This window comes from Clostridium neonatale (assembly GCF_001458595.1).
Lineage (GTDB): Bacteria > Bacillota > Clostridia > Clostridiales > Clostridiaceae > Clostridium > Clostridium neonatale.
In genome coordinates this window covers 1,125,497-1,145,308 of record NZ_LN890328.1, presented here as the reverse complement: position 1 = coordinate 1,145,308, position 19,812 = coordinate 1,125,497, and the positions used below count along the sequence as shown (strand labels likewise).

General features: G+C 25.7%; 15 protein-coding genes. All 15 read left to right on the top strand.

Annotation, left to right across the window (positions count from 1 at the left end):
* The first annotated feature begins 13 nt into the window (after positions 1–13).
* On the top strand, positions 14–1,216 hold the full coding sequence (locus BN2920_RS12290; RefSeq protein ID WP_058295297.1) for a type II secretion system F family protein: 1,203 nt from the start codon (positions 14–16) through the stop codon (positions 1,214–1,216).
* A gap of 75 nt (positions 1,217–1,291) precedes the next feature.
* Positions 1,292–1,774 (top strand): prepilin-type N-terminal cleavage/methylation domain-containing protein, encoded by a 483-nt coding sequence (locus tag BN2920_RS12285; RefSeq protein WP_058295296.1) that lies wholly within the window; start codon positions 1,292–1,294, stop codon positions 1,772–1,774.
* Between the two features lie 162 nt (positions 1,775–1,936).
* Complete coding sequence (pilM, locus tag BN2920_RS12280; protein ID WP_242868370.1) at positions 1,937–3,091, top strand: pilus assembly protein PilM; 1,155 nt, start codon at positions 1,937–1,939, stop codon at positions 3,089–3,091.
* A gap of 16 nt (positions 3,092–3,107) precedes the next feature.
* Positions 3,108–3,665, top strand: a complete 558-nt coding sequence (locus tag BN2920_RS12275; protein ID WP_058295294.1) for a PilN domain-containing protein — start codon at positions 3,108–3,110, stop codon at positions 3,663–3,665.
* A 2-nt stretch (positions 3,666–3,667) separates the two neighbouring features.
* Entirely contained in the window at positions 3,668–4,936 is a 1,269-nt protein-coding gene (locus BN2920_RS12270; protein WP_058295293.1) for a hypothetical protein, read from the top strand.
* Between the two features lie 10 nt (positions 4,937–4,946).
* Positions 4,947–5,789, top strand: a complete 843-nt coding sequence (locus tag BN2920_RS12265; RefSeq protein ID WP_058295292.1) for a prepilin-type N-terminal cleavage/methylation domain-containing protein — start codon at positions 4,947–4,949, stop codon at positions 5,787–5,789.
* A 10-nt stretch (positions 5,790–5,799) separates the two neighbouring features.
* Complete coding sequence (locus BN2920_RS12260; protein WP_058295291.1) at positions 5,800–8,118, top strand: hypothetical protein; 2,319 nt, start codon at positions 5,800–5,802, stop codon at positions 8,116–8,118.
* 11 nt (positions 8,119–8,129) lie between these two features.
* The gene (locus tag BN2920_RS12255) at positions 8,130–8,615 is read left to right on the top strand and encodes a prepilin-type N-terminal cleavage/methylation domain-containing protein (RefSeq protein ID WP_058295290.1); all 486 of its coding nucleotides are present in this window, start codon (positions 8,130–8,132) and stop codon (positions 8,613–8,615) included.
* Positions 8,616–8,820: 205 nt separating this feature from the next.
* Positions 8,821–13,398, top strand: a complete 4,578-nt coding sequence (locus tag BN2920_RS12250) for a DUF5057 domain-containing protein (RefSeq protein ID WP_058295289.1) — start codon at positions 8,821–8,823, stop codon at positions 13,396–13,398.
* Between the two features lie 229 nt (positions 13,399–13,627).
* Positions 13,628–14,458, top strand: coding sequence for an ATP-binding cassette domain-containing protein (locus BN2920_RS12245; protein WP_058295288.1), 831 nt, complete (start codon positions 13,628–13,630; stop codon positions 14,456–14,458).
* 108 nt (positions 14,459–14,566) lie between these two features.
* Entirely contained in the window at positions 14,567–15,190 is a 624-nt protein-coding gene (locus BN2920_RS12240; RefSeq protein WP_242868368.1) for a hypothetical protein, read from the top strand.
* 1 nt (position 15,191) lies between these two features.
* Complete coding sequence (locus BN2920_RS12235; protein WP_097919279.1) at positions 15,192–15,434, top strand: cyclic-phosphate processing receiver domain-containing protein; 243 nt, start codon at positions 15,192–15,194, stop codon at positions 15,432–15,434.
* 468 nt (positions 15,435–15,902) lie between these two features.
* Positions 15,903–17,582: a peptide-binding protein gene (locus tag BN2920_RS12230; RefSeq protein ID WP_058295287.1), complete on the top strand. Its 1,680-nt coding sequence runs from the start codon at positions 15,903–15,905 to the stop codon at positions 17,580–17,582.
* A gap of 410 nt (positions 17,583–17,992) precedes the next feature.
* A complete protein-coding gene (locus BN2920_RS12225) occupies positions 17,993–18,955 on the top strand; it encodes an ABC transporter permease (protein WP_058295286.1) in 963 nt (320 codons plus the stop codon).
* Positions 18,956–18,968: 13 nt separating this feature from the next.
* On the top strand, positions 18,969–19,808 hold the full coding sequence (opp4C, locus tag BN2920_RS12220; RefSeq protein WP_338132744.1) for an oligopeptide ABC transporter permease: 840 nt from the start codon (positions 18,969–18,971) through the stop codon (positions 19,806–19,808).
* Positions 19,809–19,812: the final 4 nt, after the last annotated feature.

Below are 19,812 nucleotides of genomic sequence, written 5' to 3'. Positions count from 1 at the left end.
AGGTGTAAATTAAATGGCTAAATACAAGTATAGAGTAATGAATTCTGAAGGAAAGAAAATAGAAGGTTATTATGAAGCTGACTCGAAAAATGATGTTATGGATTATATTAGTATAAATGGCTATTACCCTCTTTTGGTTGAAGAAGTAATTGAAAGTAAAAATATAACTTTTACATTTGGTCAGAAAGTAAAAGTTAAAGATATAGCTATATTTTGTAGACAGTTTTATACTATGCTTGATGCGGGTGTTCCTATTTTAATATGTTTAGATATTTTAAGTAAACAAATATTAAATGTAAAGTTAAGAGAAGCTATTAAATCTATTAAGGAAGATGTTGAAAAGGGGGAAGCTTTATCAGATGCAATGAAGAAATACCCCAGTATATTTCCAAGCTTTTTAATTTCGCTTGTAGCATCTGGAGAAGCTAGTGGGAACTTGGATATAATAATGCTTAGACTTTCAAATTACTATGAAAAAGAAAATAAAATAATGAATAAAGTTAGAAGTGCTATGATTTATCCAATTATTCTAAGCTTTGTTGCATTAGTGTCAGTTATATTCATATTAACCTATGTAATGCCAACATTTACAGAATTGTTTGAAGGTAATGGAACAGAAATACCATGGTCTACAAAATTAATTATGAGCCTTAGTAATGGAATAAAGGAAAATTGGATTAGTATAATATTTTTTATAGTTATTATTTCAATAGCTTTTAAAATTTATTTAAAAACAGATACTGGAGAGTATATTTTTAGTAAATTAAAACTTAAACTTCCTTTAATAAAAAAATTAAATCAAATGATAATAGTAACAAGATTTACAAGAACATTATCAACACTAACTGCAAGTGGTGTTTCACTTATAAATGGACTCGAAATTGTTTCTTCTGTTTCTGGCAATAAAATTGCCGAAAAAGAGCTTATTATAGTAAAGGATAAGGTAATGAGGGGAGAGAGCTTATATGCATCTATGAATGAAAGTGAAATTTTTCCAACTATGCTTTATTCAATGATCAAAATAGGCGAAGAAACAGGTAAACTAGATGATATTTTAAACAAGACAGCTGATTTTTATGATGAAGAGTTAGATACTACAATACAAACGGCTGTTTCTATGATGGAGCCAATATTAATAGTTGGTATGGGAATAATAATAGGATTTATTGTTATTTCAATAATGTTGCCTATGTTTGATAGTTATAGTCAAATATAGATTATTTAAGATATAATGTGCAATTTGTAATACAAAGCGCATTAAATATAAAAATATAAATGGGAGGAGTTTCTTATGAAACAATTATTAAGTAAAAAGAAAAATCAATTAACAAAAAAGAAGAAAGGTTTTACTTTAGTTGAGCTTATTATAGTTATTGCTATTATAGCAATATTAGCTGCAATGGCTATTCCTAAGTTTAGTTCAATGAGACTTCAAGCAAAAGCTAGTAATGACGTAGCAGCAGCTAAAAATATTGCAACAATAACAGCAACATTAGTATCTAGTGGTGAATTAACTGTTGGTAATGCTAATAAGACAATTGATTTAAGTGATACAGCTGCTTCTGCTACTGATGCAAAAGCAATAAGAAATCAATTAGATGGAAAAGTAGCTACAACTGGAAAAGGAGAAGCTTCAGGGGTTAAATTTGACATTACTATAGAGCCAGACGAAGATATAATTGTTAAAAATAATGGCTATCAATTATATCCAGAAAATTCAGCAGACTTAACAGGTTATAAAAAAACTCCAACAACAGCTAAATCTAGTTCATAATGGTGTGGGTCTATTACAAATAGTGAAGTAGTAGATTATAAACCTTATTAAATAATTAAATACATAATTAACATATAAGTTTATCAATGAAAAAATACGTGTAAGAAATTCTTACACGTATTTCTAAATATTCATAAATTAAATTCTCTTATGGAGGAGATTATGAGCAAAGAAAAAAGCAAGATAGATTTTAAGAAATTATTAAAAACTGATATAAAAGATTTAAAAATAGGAAAATTAAAAAAGATTAAAAAGAGAAAGGTAAATAGAAAACAAAAGAAAATAAAGGTAATCTCATTTGATATTGGAAGTTATTTTATAAAGGCGGTTGTAGGAACCTACTATAAAGATAATTTAACAATTGAAAATTATTATAAAATAAAAACACCAATTGATTCAGTGGTGGATGGAGAAATAAAAAAAGAAAAGAGATTAGCTAATAAATTAAAATCATTTTTAAAAGAAAATAATATAAAGGTTAAATATGGAACTTTTACAACTAACTCTAGTCTAATAATAAATAGAGAAGTTATTATTCCAAAGGTTGAAGAAGAGGAGTTAGAAACTGTAGTAAGATATGAAATACAACAATATTTACCTATAAATTTAGATGACTATATAATTCAAGTTAAGATAATAAATGAGATATTTTCTGATGAAGGAATAAAATTAAATATAAGAGCAATAGCATATCCCAATAAGCTTGCAATAAAATATTATAATCTTTTAAAGGAAATAGATTTAAAGCCATATGTTTTAGATGTAAATTATAATTCTGTAAATAAGTTTATTAATTATATAGGCTTTGTAGATTTGGCATATAAAAAGCACAATGTAATATGTATGATTGATTTGGGTTATGATTCAATTAACGTAAACATTTATAAGAATGGACAAATAGATTTTACAAGAATAATAAAATCAGGAGGAAAGGATATGGAAACATTATTATCTGATAATGATGATTTTCATGTATTCATAAAGGAAGCTAAAATAGAAAATGATAAGTTTATTTGCATAGGTATAAATGAATATTTAACAAATGAAGTTAAAGAGATAATAGATGAATGGTTAGAAAAAATAGAAAAAATAATTAATTATTATAATAATAAGAATTTAAATAATAAAATTGATTGTATTTATATATTTGGAGGAGCATCAAATATAAGCGGTTTTGAAAAATATTTTAGTGATAAATTAGGGATTAATACGAAGAAAGTAACTAATATGAATAAATCAACTTTTAATTCACACGATGATGGTAGTTATATAGATGAATATATAAATGCAATTGGAGCACTTATTAGAATCTATTAAGGAGGACAATTTATAAATGAATGATTTAAATTTTTTTGAACCATATCTGGGAAAAAAGAAAGAAAATAGGAATGTAAATTTATATATTTATGGTGCTCTGTTTATGGTATCTTCTATTATCATTTTGAGTTTTGCCTTCAATATGTTTAAGCTACGTAGATTAGATAAAAATATACAAGAATATAATAATAAATTAAATGAAAAATCAATACAAGTAAAATTAAAAGAAGCAGAAGAGACAAATAAAAAGATAGGGTTATTGGATAAATATAATGTTTCATTAAATAATATATATTCAAAGGTTAGAAAAAGAAGTAATGTGTCCTATGATTTATTAAATAAAATAAGTTCAACTGTTCCAAGTGAAGTTGTTTTTAAATCATTATCAATTGAAAGTAATACTATTCTAATTGACGGAACATCAAGTAATCGTGAAAGTGTTGCAGAATTAAAGCGTAATTTAAGTGAACTTTATGAAATGGAATATGTTTATGTTAATAGTATAAATAATAAAGATGCTGTTTTAGGAGAGTACTCTTTTAATATAAAATGTGTGTTAAAGGAGGATTATTAATAATGAAGATAAGCAATAAAGAAAAAATTATGTTAGGTATATTAGGAGTTATGCTTATTGGGATAGGCTACTATAACTATGTGTATAAGGAACTTGCTTTTAAAGTTCAAGGGAAAGAAGAAGAATATATTCAAATAGAAGAAAGATATAATAAAGCTATTGAAACTATAAATTCAATAGAAAGTAAAAAAAGTGATATAAAAATATTAAAAAATAAGATAGATAATATATCTGTTGCTTTTTATCCTATAATTAGTGAAGAACATTTAATATTAGAGTTAGACAATTTAATAAAAAATAATAGTTTGGAAGCATCAATTGAGTTTGAAAATATAAAGTCTGAAGATATTGAAAATGAACAATATGAAAATGTTTCTTTGCCAGAAAGTTCACTTCAAAATATTGCAGATGAATATATAGAAATAGAAAGTAATATTAAAGCAAGTGAAAAAGAAGAAAAGGTTGAGTCAGATAGTTTAAGCAATGATAAAAATTTGAGTAGTGAAGAAATTTCAGTAAATAATGAATTAAATGAAAAAAGCGAAAATATCAGCAAAGATAAAGTTCATCAATTAAGATGTAATATAAACTTTACTGGTACTTATGAAAATTTACTGAATTTTTTAAAAGAAATAAATGATAATAATAAAATGGTGGTAAACTCCATTAATATAGGAGAAGAATCACTTGAAGAAATTAAAGGAAGTATGGTAATTGAAATATATGCTATTCCTAAAATAAATGATGAAATTAATGAATATTTACAATGGGACTTTAATAAGGAATATGGGAAATATGTACCATTTGGTTCTGAAACATCAAGTTCTAACATAGATACTGAAATTAACTTAGATGATTTTGTAATTTCAGTAAAATCCATAAATTCTGTTTTACCGACAATAACAATTGGAAAAGCAGATGATAAATTAAAAAGTACATACATCTATGCAGATAATAATTCAGTTGAAGAGGTTGAAATAGAATTAACAAAAGAAAATAATAAATATTATTACAAATATAAAACTAATAAAGAAAGCTATCCGGTAGAATATGGAGTAAATAAAGTAGAATTTAATCCTTTATCTAAAAATATAAATATATCAGTATTAAGTGAGAATAGAGTAAATCAAGAAGATAAATCTGGAATGAAATTAAAAGTAATAAATAATACAGATAAATTAGTAAATGTTAATATCTCTGATGATGATAGCAATAATAAAAGAGTTGTTGTTGAAGGGGATAGTAGTAAGGTAAGTGTTAATCAAAAGTAGGTGAACTTCTATGAAAAATATTTCTAAGAAAAAAAGTGGATTTACTTTGCTGGAAGTTATTATAAGTATAGCAATAATATCTATATTATCTGTTGGAATTTATAATGGATATATGTTGCTTGTGAAAGTTACCAAAAGTGGTGAGGCAAGACAAGCTATAGCTATTAATGGAAAAAAATCTTTTGAAAGTATAAGCTCTTCAATAACATTAAAGGAAGTTGAAGGTGAAGAATCATTATCATTTAATTTAGATGAAAAAAATATTAAATTACCAGGTAATATTGATACTGAAAAATTTGATACTAAATTATATTTAGATAATAATTATAATATTATTGAGAATGAAAATGGGAGTAGATATACAGAAATAATTACTATAAATAAAGTAAAAGGCAAAATAGATGGAACAGATTCTTATGTTAATGTAGATTTGGATAAAAAAATTTCTAATATTGATAATCCTTTAGATATAGATGTAGATTATGATGATCTAACAGATAATATTTTTAATATTTATATTGAAGAAGATAAGGAAGGAAATATAAAAGTTAATAATAATTCTTATAAAGATAATATTATTTTAAATTTAAGTAGATTAACTTCCAGTAATAATATAAAAATAAATGTTTCTAATGAAACTGAAAATATTCCTAATATATATATAAAATCTAAAGATAATTTAAATATAGATTTTAAAGTTACTAAGGGAACAGTCTCAAAAAAAATATATAAATCTTCGAGTGATGAAAAAAGTATTCTATATAATGTTAATATAAAAATAGTTGATAATACTGATAATACTTGCATTTTTGAAGGAAATAATAGAATAAGTATACCTATAACCCAGAATTGAGGTGATTGTTTTGGTAGTTAAGAAAAAAGGAAGTAGCTTGATTTTTGTTGTAATAATCTTTATGTTCGTGACTATTATATCATCTTCTATGTTATCAATGGTAAGTAGTAACTACAAAGCTAGAGTTTCAGAAAGTAACAGAATTAAGAATTTATATGGAGCAGATTCTGGTATAAATACAGCATATGTTATAATTACAAAAACATTTGAGGCAGCAACTCAATATGGATATTTAAAAGTAAATGAATTATACAATATGTATAAAAATGAAAATATAGATATTAATACAAATAGAGGAAAATATGTTACGTTGATAAATGATATAGATGAACTAGAAAGCGATATAAAAAATTTACAAAATCAAATAAAGGATGTTGATGAAAATAAGGATACTTTAAAATTCAAGCAACAAATAAGTGAAAAAAGAAAGCTAATTGAAGAAGATAAAGAATTTATAGAGTTGATTAAAAAAGAAGAATTTAAAAGAGCTTTTAAAGAATACATAAATACTAATTTAAAGAATTTCACAGAAGATGGGAGCTATATCCAGTACATAAAAGAAAATTATAGTGATACTTATATGGCTCAAAATATTAGTATTGGATATGACAATAATCAAAAGATTGAATCAGAGATTTTAGAACAAGAGATAGATAGAATAAAATATGAAAAAGAGATATCAAAGTCTAATGGACACAAATATGATATTAAATTACAATATTATGATAAAGAAAAACCGTATAAAATAAAGTTAATATCAACTTTTTATGATAGAACTAATAAAAAAGAAGATAATGAAAATGGTTTTTCTAATGTAAAAAATAAAAGACAATTACAAGCATCATACATAATGAATGTTCCAAATTTTGATGATATATATTTTGAAAAAGTTAGCGAAGACATATATGAAAATTCATTTTTTAATGATAAAGGAATAACTGTAGGAAGAGATTTTATTATAAATAATGTATCCAATTTAACTGTTGATGGAGATATATTTGTAGTAGGGGTAAAGCCAAGTACAATGAATATTAATAATAAATATAATGGTGGGATATCTTTAAAAGATAGTAAAAATGTTAAATTTAATGGAGATGTAGTGACAAGGTCTACCTTTAATATTCAAGATAATTCTAGCGTTGAAATTAAAAATAATTTATATGCAAGCAATATATATGCTGGAGCTATTAATAAAGATGGTAGTATAATAAGTAACTCAAATTTAAACGTATATAATAATGTTGTATTAGATAATGACTTGACTTTAAATGGATATAATACTCAAATCAAAATAAATAATTTTTATGGAATTAATGATAAGAACATTAATTCAGAGTATTCAGACCAATCAAAAAATTCAAGTAGTATTATAATTAATAACTATGATGATGATTCTAAAATAACAATAAATAATGAAGCGTATATTATGGGAACGGCTTATATTAATACTGAAAATAAGTATCAAACTGGTGAATCGGTTGCAGTTAAAGGTAATTATAAGGCATATTCAGTAGAAGATCCTGATAAAGCAAATCAACAATTTGAAGAGGATGATCCTTTAAGAGTATTAAAAGGTAGTTTAAAAGAAAAGGTTGATCATTTTGTGAAGTATTGGTCAAAAGAAGAAAATAAAGAAGGGCTATTGTCTGAGGTAATTAAATTACCATCTGAAGTTCATTCTGTAGGTGCTACTGTATCTGAAGGAAATGTTAATAATAGTACAAATTATGACTCAGAAATCATTAAGACTAAGAAAGCTGAATATGCAGCAAGAGTATATAAGTTAGATAATGTTGAAATAAATGAAGAAAATAAAGATGATTATTATAGTTATTATAATAATGAAGACATTATTAATATTGAACAAATTATAAATCTAAGTAATTTAGATGGATACAATATTGAATCTGAAGCTAATAAAGATTATAAAGCTTTGTTTGATAATAGTAAAAAAATTATGGAAATAAAATCTGGAAATAATGATGAGATTGAAATAACAGATAAGAAAATAAAGATAACTGCTAAAGATGGTGAACTTAATGCTGTAATTGTTACAAATGGAGATATTATTATAGATGATAATATAACTATAAATGGCAATATAATAACCACAGATAATTTAAATATTGAAGGTAGTAATGTTAAAATTAAAGAAGATAAGAATGTTAAAGATAAAGTAATAGAGAGCAAAAGTGATTTATTTAAAGAAATATTTGGAGTAATGACTTCTGAAGAAATTACCCAAAATGAAGCTACTCAAAATATATTAAATTCACAATATAATATAGATGATTTCGTAAAAATTAATAGATGGAAAATACTTAAATAGGGGTTTAGTCTATGATAAATAGAAAAAGTGCTTTTACATTAGTTGAGATGATAATAGTTATAGCCATAATAGGCGTTGTAATAGGAACTGTAACATCAATATTTATGAGAGGTAATAAGGTTATTTCTCATTCTAATATTAAAACTGATCTTCAAATTGAAGGTCAGAAAATTCAAGAAAAAATAACCAATATATGTATGCAAGCAACAAATATAGAAGCTATTAATGATGAAGAAATAAATGTAAAATCATACTCTGGTGAAGATGATGCGGAAAAGATTTTTACAATTAAAAAAGAAAATAATGATAAAAATAATTTAGTTATTAAAGTTCAAAATTCTGAATCAGATAGTGGAACAGAAATGATAATGAGTAGTAATGTTTCAAAGTTGGAATTTTATGTAGAGAATAATAAAATTCTTAAAGTTCATATTATATTAGAAAAAAAATCTATTAGTTATAGTTTAGATTTTATAGTTATAGCTAGAAATAAGTAATTGGTGCTATATAAATTCCAGTATATATATAATAAATAAAAAGGAATTTAATGTTGATTAGACAAATGAAAAAATAAAAATTAACTAGAGTCTATTTTTATTTTTCATTTATTAGTCCATTAGAAGGCGATTTATTATTAGAATTAATGAATATTTATTATTCTTTCTTAGATAAATGATTAGATATGATAAAAGAGGTGAATATATGAAAATCAAAAAAGATAGTTTAAAGATAATTTTACTATTAGCTGTATTTACTTTTGTAGTCACATCAATAAGATTATTACCAATAAAAGCTGATAATTTTGATGATTATATTGAATCAAATGAAAATATTATAAATATTAATTTTGATACTTCAATTAATAGTGGAATAAAAAGTGTTGGGGAGAATCTGAATATAAAATATAATATTAATTTAAATGATTTTAGTAGCGGTATTGATGAAGCAGTATTTCTTATTGATACTTCACTTAGAATGAGAAAAAATTCTGATTGGAGTGATAATGACAGACTAAAATTAGCAAAAAATATTATAAATAATATTGATAAAAATAATAGCGATTTTAAAGTTGGAGTTATTGGTTTTGCACAAAATATTTACAATCTTTTAACCAATGATTGGACTGGTACAGATGCAAGTAAGATAAAGATGTATGATATGAGTAATAGTGATGATGCTAAAGTTGTACATTCAATGGGAGATCAAATTGTAACAATTAATGATTGGACACAAAGTAATGATGTTTCACTAGATCGTGCTTTAGAAAAAAGTTTTGATTTATTAGGTGATGACAATAGTGGCAATAATAAGTCTATTGTTATTATAACTGCAGGAAATGCTAATATAAGTCAAGATGTAGCAAATAAAATAAAAAACATAGGATACAAGATTATATTATTAGATATTAGTAGTGAAAAAAATTATACTACTATTCCAGATAGTGAATATACTTTAAAAAATATTATTGAGGCAATTGGAGATAATCAAATAAAAAAATATAGTATAGATAAAAATAATGATTTAAATGAAAGTGATTTAAATGAAATTAAATCAAATAAATCTATTTATTTTAAATTAAATCCTGTATCAATTAATGATGGATATAATGTTAGTTTTTCTGATGACGATTTATCATTATTATCTGCAAATGTAATAATGAATGGAGTTAAAAGTTTAGAGATTGAATCCAATTATTTTAATATACAAAATCCAAGAATAAGATTTGACATGGGAGATGATTTTAATGTAGATGATAATTTAGAAGTTAAAATAAAGTATGGAAAAAGAGAATACAATCTTATAGTAAGTAATAATAACAACATTGTAGAAATAGATTTATCAAACTATATTACTTATAAAATAGAAAATAGTTCATTTGTTCCAGATATAAAGAATATAGAGATATCTTTTAACATAAATACAAAGACAGTTGGTAATAATATCAGTTTTTCAAAAGATACCAATGGAATAAGTAAAAGTTATTTATTATATACATTAAAAAAAGGAAATGTATATACAAATCAAAAGAAAATATTAGAATTACCTAATATAAGAGTAGAAAATTATAATAGCAATGTTTTGCCAATAAAAATACTTGAAATTGAGCCTGCAGATAGTTTTAAATTAACTTTCGGTAATGAAACTCATATTAAAACAGGCATAGAATATGGAATAATAAATAGTGGAAATGAAGGATATCAAGTTGAAATTGAGCATATGTCAATGCCTGAATTTGTGGGTAAAGTAGATAAATTAAATGGCAAGTATGATGTTATAGTTATAGGAAGATATATTGATTATAATAATATAACAGATAGTATTAACAAGGATCAGCTGCCATATAGAGATTATAATTTAGACCAAAAAATAGGCAATTCACCAGTAGAAAATGATATAACAGATAGAAAAGCTAATGAAATAATAGATTTTGCACAAAGTGGTCAACTTGTTTATATTGATAAAACAATTATTAATTCTAATGATAATAACTTTAAAAATTTAAAGTTATATAAAAACTTTGCAAGTATAGCTCAAAACAATACATATAATGCTAACTACTCAATAAGTGATCTCACTCTTAATAAAATCATTGAAGATTATCTAGGTGGTAATGTTAGAAAAAGATTTAAGTTTACACTAAGCTCTCCGGTCGGTGATTCAATGGAAGATGAAAAAGGAGATATAAACAAAAGAAATATGGTGTTTAAAATTAGACCTGAAGAAAATTCCATAAATGAAAATCAAAAAATCGATATAAGATTATATATAGATGAAAACGGGGATAGTTTATTTAAAGAAAATGAAGTTGTTAAGGAGTTAGAAAATATAACTACGTCTAGTACTGAAATACAATTAGAATATAAAATATCCAGTGATTTTATAGGTTACTTAAATTGGAAGATTGAGATAGTAAATAAAGATAATGATATTAATGAAAATAATTTAGTAAAATCATATGAAACTGGATCTATAATATTTAGATCTCTTACTGGAGATAAAATGTCTATAAATGTACTTCAAATATCTCCTTATGATAAAAACAATATAAATGATAAAATAAATGGAAATTTAAATTTATCAACTGAAGGAAGTGTTGGTAATGATAGATTTAAAAACTTATTAAGTCAGTTAAAAGATTATAATATTAAGATTGAAACAAAATCAGTAGCTGAAATAAATGAGATGGTTAACAATAATATTTTTGAATTAAATGGTAAATATCAAATGATAGTTGTAGGATTTGGTGATGCTTTCAATAGCTTAGATCTTAATGAAAAGGCTGTTAGTAAAATAAATGAGTATATAGATACAAATCAAGGGATAATGCTAACTCATGATACTATTTCACCATGGTTTTCAAAAAATTTATCTAATGGACTTATAGAGAGATTAGGTTTTGAAGAATTAGATAAAAAAGAAAGCTGGGTATCAGAAAAAAGATCAGAGTATAAGCGCTCAATTTTTGATGGTCAAAGCAATAGTGTTAATAGGGCCCAAAGCAAAGTTGTTTACAATAATAATAGTACAGTTGTAAGTAATTATCCTTTTAAATTAATCGATGATGATAAATATATTAATGTAAGAAGAACCCATAGCCAATATTATCGGTTAGATTTAGAAAACGAAAATGTAATACCGTTATTTACAGAAATTCCTAATACTGTTGGTGGTAGTGGTACAAAACCAGATTATGATGGTCAAGTTCCAAATGATATTATTAAAGAGTTACAGAATAATAATATGAGTATAGATTCTATGAAAAATGATGATTATTCTTACTGGGATATTAGTAATGAAATTAACCAATATGATGTTAAAAATAATTATTATACATACTCTATAGGAAATATAACTTTTTCAGGAACAGGAGAAAATTCGAGAGAAAATAGTACACCTTATCCAACAGAGGAGCTAAAGCTTTTTGCTAATACTATAACAAAAGCTATTAAATCAGCTAATCATGCACCAGTTATTAATTCTATTTATCCAGATGAAATATTTAGGGATGAGAGATTAATATTAAATAATACTTTTTCTGATATGGATAATGATAAAATTAAAGCTAGTATATATATTGTTAATGATGACAATGAAGAACTACTTATATCACAATATAATGATATGGAAACAGGAACAAGTAAAGTATTAGAAATTGAAAAATCAAAGTATTCAAATAAAGATAAGATAAAAATAAAGATAGTTGCAGAAGATGAACATGGTGCTCAAAGTGAAAAAATAATAGAAATAAAAATAAATCAAAGAGAGTCACTTTTAAAAGTAGAGACTAGTGGCGCTAAAGGTTTAGTTGGAGATGTAATATATACATCAATTAAGGTAATAAAAAATAATGATAATGTAAGTAATGTAAAAGTAAAAGTTAATGATGATAGTATTGAAGATCAATTATTTGAGTATAAAGGTAATTCTGAAATTAGTGTTAATTTTAATAGTGTAAATGAAAAAGAGTTACAGTTTGAGCTTGAAGCCAAAGGAGAAACTCCAAGTGGATGTACTATGAGTGTAATAATAAGCTATGAGTATAATGGTACCAACTATTCAATAGAAAGAGAACTTCCTGTTGCTATAAAAAATGGATATATAAAAGTAAAAATTGAAAAAGATGAAACAGTAACTGAGGATGTTTATCCAAATGTTTATATTAATAATGAGGACGCCCATATGAAGAGTATTTTAAGTAAAGAAATTAATAAAGCATCAGGAAGTTATAATGTTACTCTAGGAAATATTGATGGATATATTATAAAAGAACAAAATCCATCAGATGGTAAAATTAGTATAAATTATGACAATCCTGTAGGTGAATATATATGTACACTTTCTAAAGCTAAAGAAATAGTCATAATTCATGGTATATTCAATGATGAATCAAGAGAAATAACTGAAAATACTTATAGTGATCCATATTTATTAAATAAAAATGATATTGTAACATGTGCAGCTGAGATAACAGGTTTAACTGGAAATAATAATACTATAAAATTAAATATAGATACTAACATAATTGATATATCTAATATAAGAGTTTTAGATGAAAATCTAAATCCTATAAATAGCTTAACTTATAATACGAATAATAATGAGTTTATATGGAATAACTTTAATTCTAACAACAATCAAAAAATTATAATTATATATACTGTTAAATTATCAGATAATTATACTGGTATTTATAGGAATACAATAAGTGTTAATGAAGATAATGAAAAATCGGTATATATTAAATTTGATAACAATAAATATTTACCAGATTTATTCTAGAAGAAGTATATATTATAAATAAATAACTGTCCTTTTTTAGAGAAATATAAAAGGACAGTTATTTTTATTTTAGAGTAATCTGAAAAATAATAGCAACGACATATAAGAGCTGTTATAGTCAATTTTAAAAGTTAATAAAAATACATTTTTACAATTAATACAATTAATTGTAAAAAGTGCTATAATAAAATGAATAGCCATTATTTATTGTCATAAATGGAGGAAGATTATGAATATACCAATAATAAAGATAAAAAATTTAGTGAAAAAATATGATGATAGAGTAATTTTTGATAATGTAAGCTTAAATATAATGAAAGGTGAAAGCATTGCTTTAACAGGCAATAATGGTATGGGGAAAAGTACATTAATAAAGGCTTTATGTGGTCTTACAAGTATAAATTCTGGAGAAATCATTAGAGACAAAAATCTCAAATTCAATTATATTCCAGAAAAGTTTTCGCAACTTAATATAAAAGCAGGGGAATATATTAAATTAATAGGAGAAATAGAAGGAATATCAAGAGATAATTTGTTGAAAAAAACTAATTATTTTTATAAGGAATTTAACTTAGAGAAAATGATAAATATTTCTATGAAAAACCTATCTAAAGAAACACTAAAAAAGATTTCTGTAATTCAGGCATTTTTATCGAAAACAGATATTTTGCTATTAGACGAGCCACTATCTGGACAAGATAGTGAGTCACAAAAAATGTTTATTAAAATGGTAAAAGAGCTTATAAAGGATGATGTGACAGTAATAATGTCATGTCACGAGTCATTTTTAATAGATCAGTTATCTAATAGAATATTACAGATAAAAGATTCTAAAATATTTGAAATTAAAAAGACAGATATTAGTTTTGAAAAATATGCTTCAATGACTTTTTATAAAAAAGAAGCAGATAAATCTTTTATAACTCAAAAGGTTAAAGGCATTTGTGGTTATTATGAAGATGAAGATTATATAAAATTTAAAACAAAAGTGAGCGAAAGCAATAAGGTTCTAACAGAAATGATCAATAATGGTTATACTTTAAAGTATTTTGAAGGGTAAGGGTAAAACAGATTATGTTAATATCAGTATTAAAATATAATTTTAAAATGTATATGAAATCATACAAATATATAATGCCTTTTTTTTCTGTTTATAATATATACAGTAATGTCTTATTATATAATTCCAGTTGATATTGTAGGCAGCATGATATCTTCAGCAACTTTAATTTTTGCTTTAATGACATGGATTGGTTTTACTTATTGTAATAATGTAGATTTAATTGCGGAAGAAGTTTTAATATTAAAATTAAAGAGTCATACACGCTACTGGATATCTAAAATTATTTTTATGAGTGTAGTAGGAGTGTTTTTTTCTATATTATCTATGGGAGTTCCTATTATTTTCAATTTGATTTTTAATGTTTTTAAAGCTCCTGTTACATTTAGCGATGTATTTGTTTCATTTCTTATTCATATGACTTCATCAATAATGGGAGCATTAATAGGACTGTTATTGCAGCCAAGGATGATAGAAAATAGGAAAATGGCTATGCTAGGTGCAATCTTTATTGTGGTTATGACTATAGCTAAAGTAGAAGTGCTTAAGGAATTTTCATATTCAAAATATGTACTGTGGGTTTTTCCACCTATAAATGAAATTTCAAAAGCATATTTAAATCTTATGCATTTTAATATACATAATTTAATTATGCCATTAATTATTATGATAATTTATATTTTTATAGAGTGTTTTATATTAATAAAGGGAATGAAAAAAGTATTGTTTTGATATGGGCCCATTTTATAGTAGACAGTTAAAATTAGATCATGCTTTAGGGATTGATGATAATGATATTGATAAAAATGGCTATGATATAGTTAAGTACATATGTGAAAATGGTATAAATCCAAGAAAGATATATATTCATACTGATAATGTGGTTTGTAGGGATGATATGTATTATACATTAATAGGGCAAAGAGTAGAGGATTTATTAAGAGCGGCACAGATATATATAGATATTGTTACATAGAAAATAGAATATAGATTGAAATGTAAGGAGCTGCTTAGGCTTCTTTTTATTTTGGGATTATAGTATTGATATTAGCAATGAAAAACAATATTCATGTTTGCTGTATATTTTTATAGAATTTCTAGTATAAATATATAATATTATACGCAAAAAATAAATATATGAAAAAATACACATTATTATATTCATTGACAATATATATATGAGAGTATATACTTAAATAAAATAAAACATATAGAAATAGTATGAATTAAAAAAGATAAACTAATATAGTAAATATATCTCAATTTATAATGGCTATTGTGTTTTTTATAAGAGTATTATTGAAATTTATTCTGTTGTATTTAAGTTTTATATTACTAGAACTTATAGATTATTATTAATTAAGTGGTTAAACTGTATTTAATTTGAATACGGTATAACAATATAAATAAAAAAAGCAGTAAGTAAGAGAAAAGAGGGAAATGTATGCTTTATAAAAAGAAAAAAATTTTATCAGGGCTATCTTCAATAGCGTTGAGTTTATTACTATTTACGGGATGCGGAAGTACATCTGCAGAAATACCAAGTGATGCAGGCTCAGCATCAAATGAATCGCAAAGTGATTCATCTGTATTAAGATATGCAGTAGCTTCTTCACCTAAAGGTCTTTTCAGTCCTTTATTATCAAATACCACATACGATAACAATGTAAATAACTTAGTTTATTCACCACTTATATTATTGGATGAAAACAATGAATACAAGCCAGGATTGGCAGAGAAGTATGAGTTCTCTGATGATAATTTAACTATTACCTTTCATTTGAGAAAAGGTATTAAGTGGCATGATGGAGAGCCTTTTACAGCTGATGATGTGTTATTTACATTTACAAGCATGGCTGATCCAAACTATACAGGTTCAAGATTCAATGAAATATCAAAGATTGTTGGGGCACAGGATTATCATGATGGAAAAGCTGATTCCATAAGTGGAATAAAAGTAATAGATGAAAATACTATAAGCTTTACTTATACAGAAGTGTTTGCACCATCATTATCTAATTTTTCACAGCGTGGAATTATTCCAAAGCATATATGGAGCAAGGTGAACATTGCTGATTGGGAAAATTCAAGTGAACTACTTAACAAGCCAATAGGTACAGGCCCATATAAGTTTGTTGAGTTCAAGCCAGATCAATATGTTGAACTTGAAAGAAATGAAGATTATTTTGGAGGAGCTCCAAAGATTGAAAAATTCATATTTAAAGTTACAAATACAGAAACAGAATTATCAGAATTAGCTAAGGGTGATCTTGATATTGTAACACTTACAAGCACAAAAGAAGAAGATTTTAAGATGCTTAAAGATGCCGGAATAAAAATTGAAGAGAAGCCAAGTGCAAATTATCAGTTTTTGACAATGAACAGCAACAAAGAATTCTTCAAGGATAAGAGGGTTCGTCAGGCAATTACTTATGCAATTAACAGAGAGGGAATGGCAAAAAGCCTTATAGGTGAACATGGACAAGTTGTTAATGCACCAATATCATTAGCAGGATGGGCTTATCCTGAATCAGGACTTAATACTTATGATTATAGCGTTGATAAGGCAAAATCATTGTTAAATGAAGCAGGATGGACTGAAAAGGATGGTGTACTTCAAAAAGATGGCGTTAAATTTGAAGTAGATATGCTAGTTCCAACTGGAAACAAAGTTCGTGAGCAGAGTGCACCTATAATACAGCAGAACTTAAAGGATGTTGGAATAACAGTTAATATAAGCACAATGGATATTGCATCTGCAATGGCAAAAACACATGGCGAAGGTGACTATGACATGGGACTATTTGGATTCACACTTGAAGTAGATCCAGGTGATGCTGACCGTTATTGGGCTTCATCAATTGCAAATGGTTCACAGTTCAACTTCTCGAACTTTATAAATACACAAAGTGATGAATTATTAGACAAAGCTACAAAGACAATTGACAAAAATGAACGTAAGAAAATCTATGCAGAATGGGGAAAATTAATTAATGAAGAAGCACCATATGTATTTTTGTATTCACAAAATGATATTCGTGCATATAATCCTAAATTAGAAGGATATACTTATTCAGCATATTCAGTATTTCCTGGAATAGAGAATTGGACAATATCAAAGTAAGAAGATTTCCTAAACTATCTATGAAAAATAACTATACTATTTTAAAATACTTTTCAATTTAATTAATGTCCTGTTTTTATGATTAATTTAAAAATATCGGCTGAAGTCTGTGCTTCAGTCGATATAATAATTTGCTCATTAATTATTTAAATATAAAATTCAATAATTTAAGTGTATTAAATATTATATAAACTATAAGGACATCTTTAATAGAAGTTAATTTACTCAGAAATTAATATATTAGATAATTAACTGAGTTAAAAAATACATATTTAGAAATAACATAGATTTAAAATATATAAAATCATTTAATAAAAGATCTGTTAATAAATAAAAGAATGAAAAATAAACATTAATTATAAGAATGTCAAACTAATTTCATGTAGCAATTTAAAGGGGTTGGATAAAATTTGAAAAAATATATTGTTAAGCGATTAATACAGACTATTCCAGTTTTAATTGGAATATCTATAATTGTATTTGCTCTTGTAAATCTCCAGCCAGGTGATCCATTTTCAACAATGATGGATCCTAATCTTTCACTTGAGATGAAGGAACAAATGCTTGAGAGACTTGGATATAATGATCCTCTTCCTGTGCAGTATTTCAAATGGCTTATACGCGCACTTCATGGTGATCTTGGATATTCCATTGCCTTTAAACAGCCGGTTGTTTCAGTAATAGGAAGCTGTATTGGAAATACAGTTATTTTATCCATATGCTCACTTATATTAAGCATAGCAATAGCTATTCCATGTGGTGTTATAAGTGCAACACATCAGAGGACAAAAATTGATTATATTGTTACAGTATTTGCATTTATGGGATTGTCTATTCCAGCATTTTTCTTTGGAATGCTTTTAATAAAGATATTTTCTGTAGAACTTGGATGGCTTCCAATTTCGGGGATGGTTACAACTGGAATGTCCTATAGTGGATGGGCACAGATATTTGATATTGCAAAACATATGATACTTCCAATGATTGTCCTTGGACTTATGAATACTGCAAGTTTAATGCGTTACACACGTTCTGATATGATAGAGATTTTAAAGGCTGATTATATACGTACAGCAAAGGCTAAGGGAGTAAAAAGAAAGGCGATAATTTATGTACATGCATTAAAGAATGAACTTCTGCCTTTGATTACTGTTGTAACAATGCAAATACCATCACTTATTTCAGGAGCGCTGCTTACAGAAACAATTTTTGTGTGGCCTGGAATAGGAAGGCTTAATTATAATGCAGTAATGGCACGTGATTATCCTCTTATTATTGGAATTGTAATGATGGTTGCAGTAATAAGCCTTTTTGCCAATTTACTTGCAGATGTGCTTTATGTAGTTGTAGATAAGCGTGTTAAATATGATTAGGAGGAAGATACAGGTGAAAAATGAAGTTTTAAAGAGATTTCTAAAAAATAAACTGGCTGTTATTGGCTTAGTTATACTGACTATATTTGTTTTAGCAGCAGTCTTTGCTCCGTTTATAACATCTTTTGACAGAGATTCTATAGATCTTATGAATATAGAAAGCGCACCTAATTCATTACATATTCTTGGAACAGATGAACTTGGAAGAGATGTATTTACAAGACTTCTTTATGGAGGCAGGGTTTCTCTTGGAGTGACATTATGCGCTACTGTAATACAGCTTCTAATTGGAGTAAGTCTTGGATGCATAAGTGGTTTTTATGGAAAATGGGTTGATAATATAGTAATGCGTGTAGTTGATACTGTAATGTGTTTTCCTTTTTTTGTGATTGCAATTACAATAGCAGCACTATTTGGTGCAAGTGTATGGAATATCATTCTTATAATAGGGTGTCTTCAATGGACTGGAGTTTCACGTATTGTAAGGGCAAAAATTCTATCTTTAAAACAGAGTGAATTCATTGAAGCAGCAAGAGCTATGGGACTTAGTAGTTTTGAAATAATAAGTAAGCACCTTCTTCCTAATGTATTATCACCTATTATTGTAAATGCAACACTTAATGTTGCTAATGGAATTTTGATGGAAGCAGGAATAAGTTTTCTTGGTCTTGGGGTAAAACAGCCACAGCCAAGCTGGGGGAATATGCTTTCAGCAGCACAGAGCATGAGGGTGCTTCAGTATGAATGGTGGTTATGGATACCGACAGGACTTTTGGTATTCTTATCAGTATTGTGTATTAATTTTGTAGGTGATGGGTTAAGAGATGCCCTTGATCCAAAAATGAAAATTTAGGAGG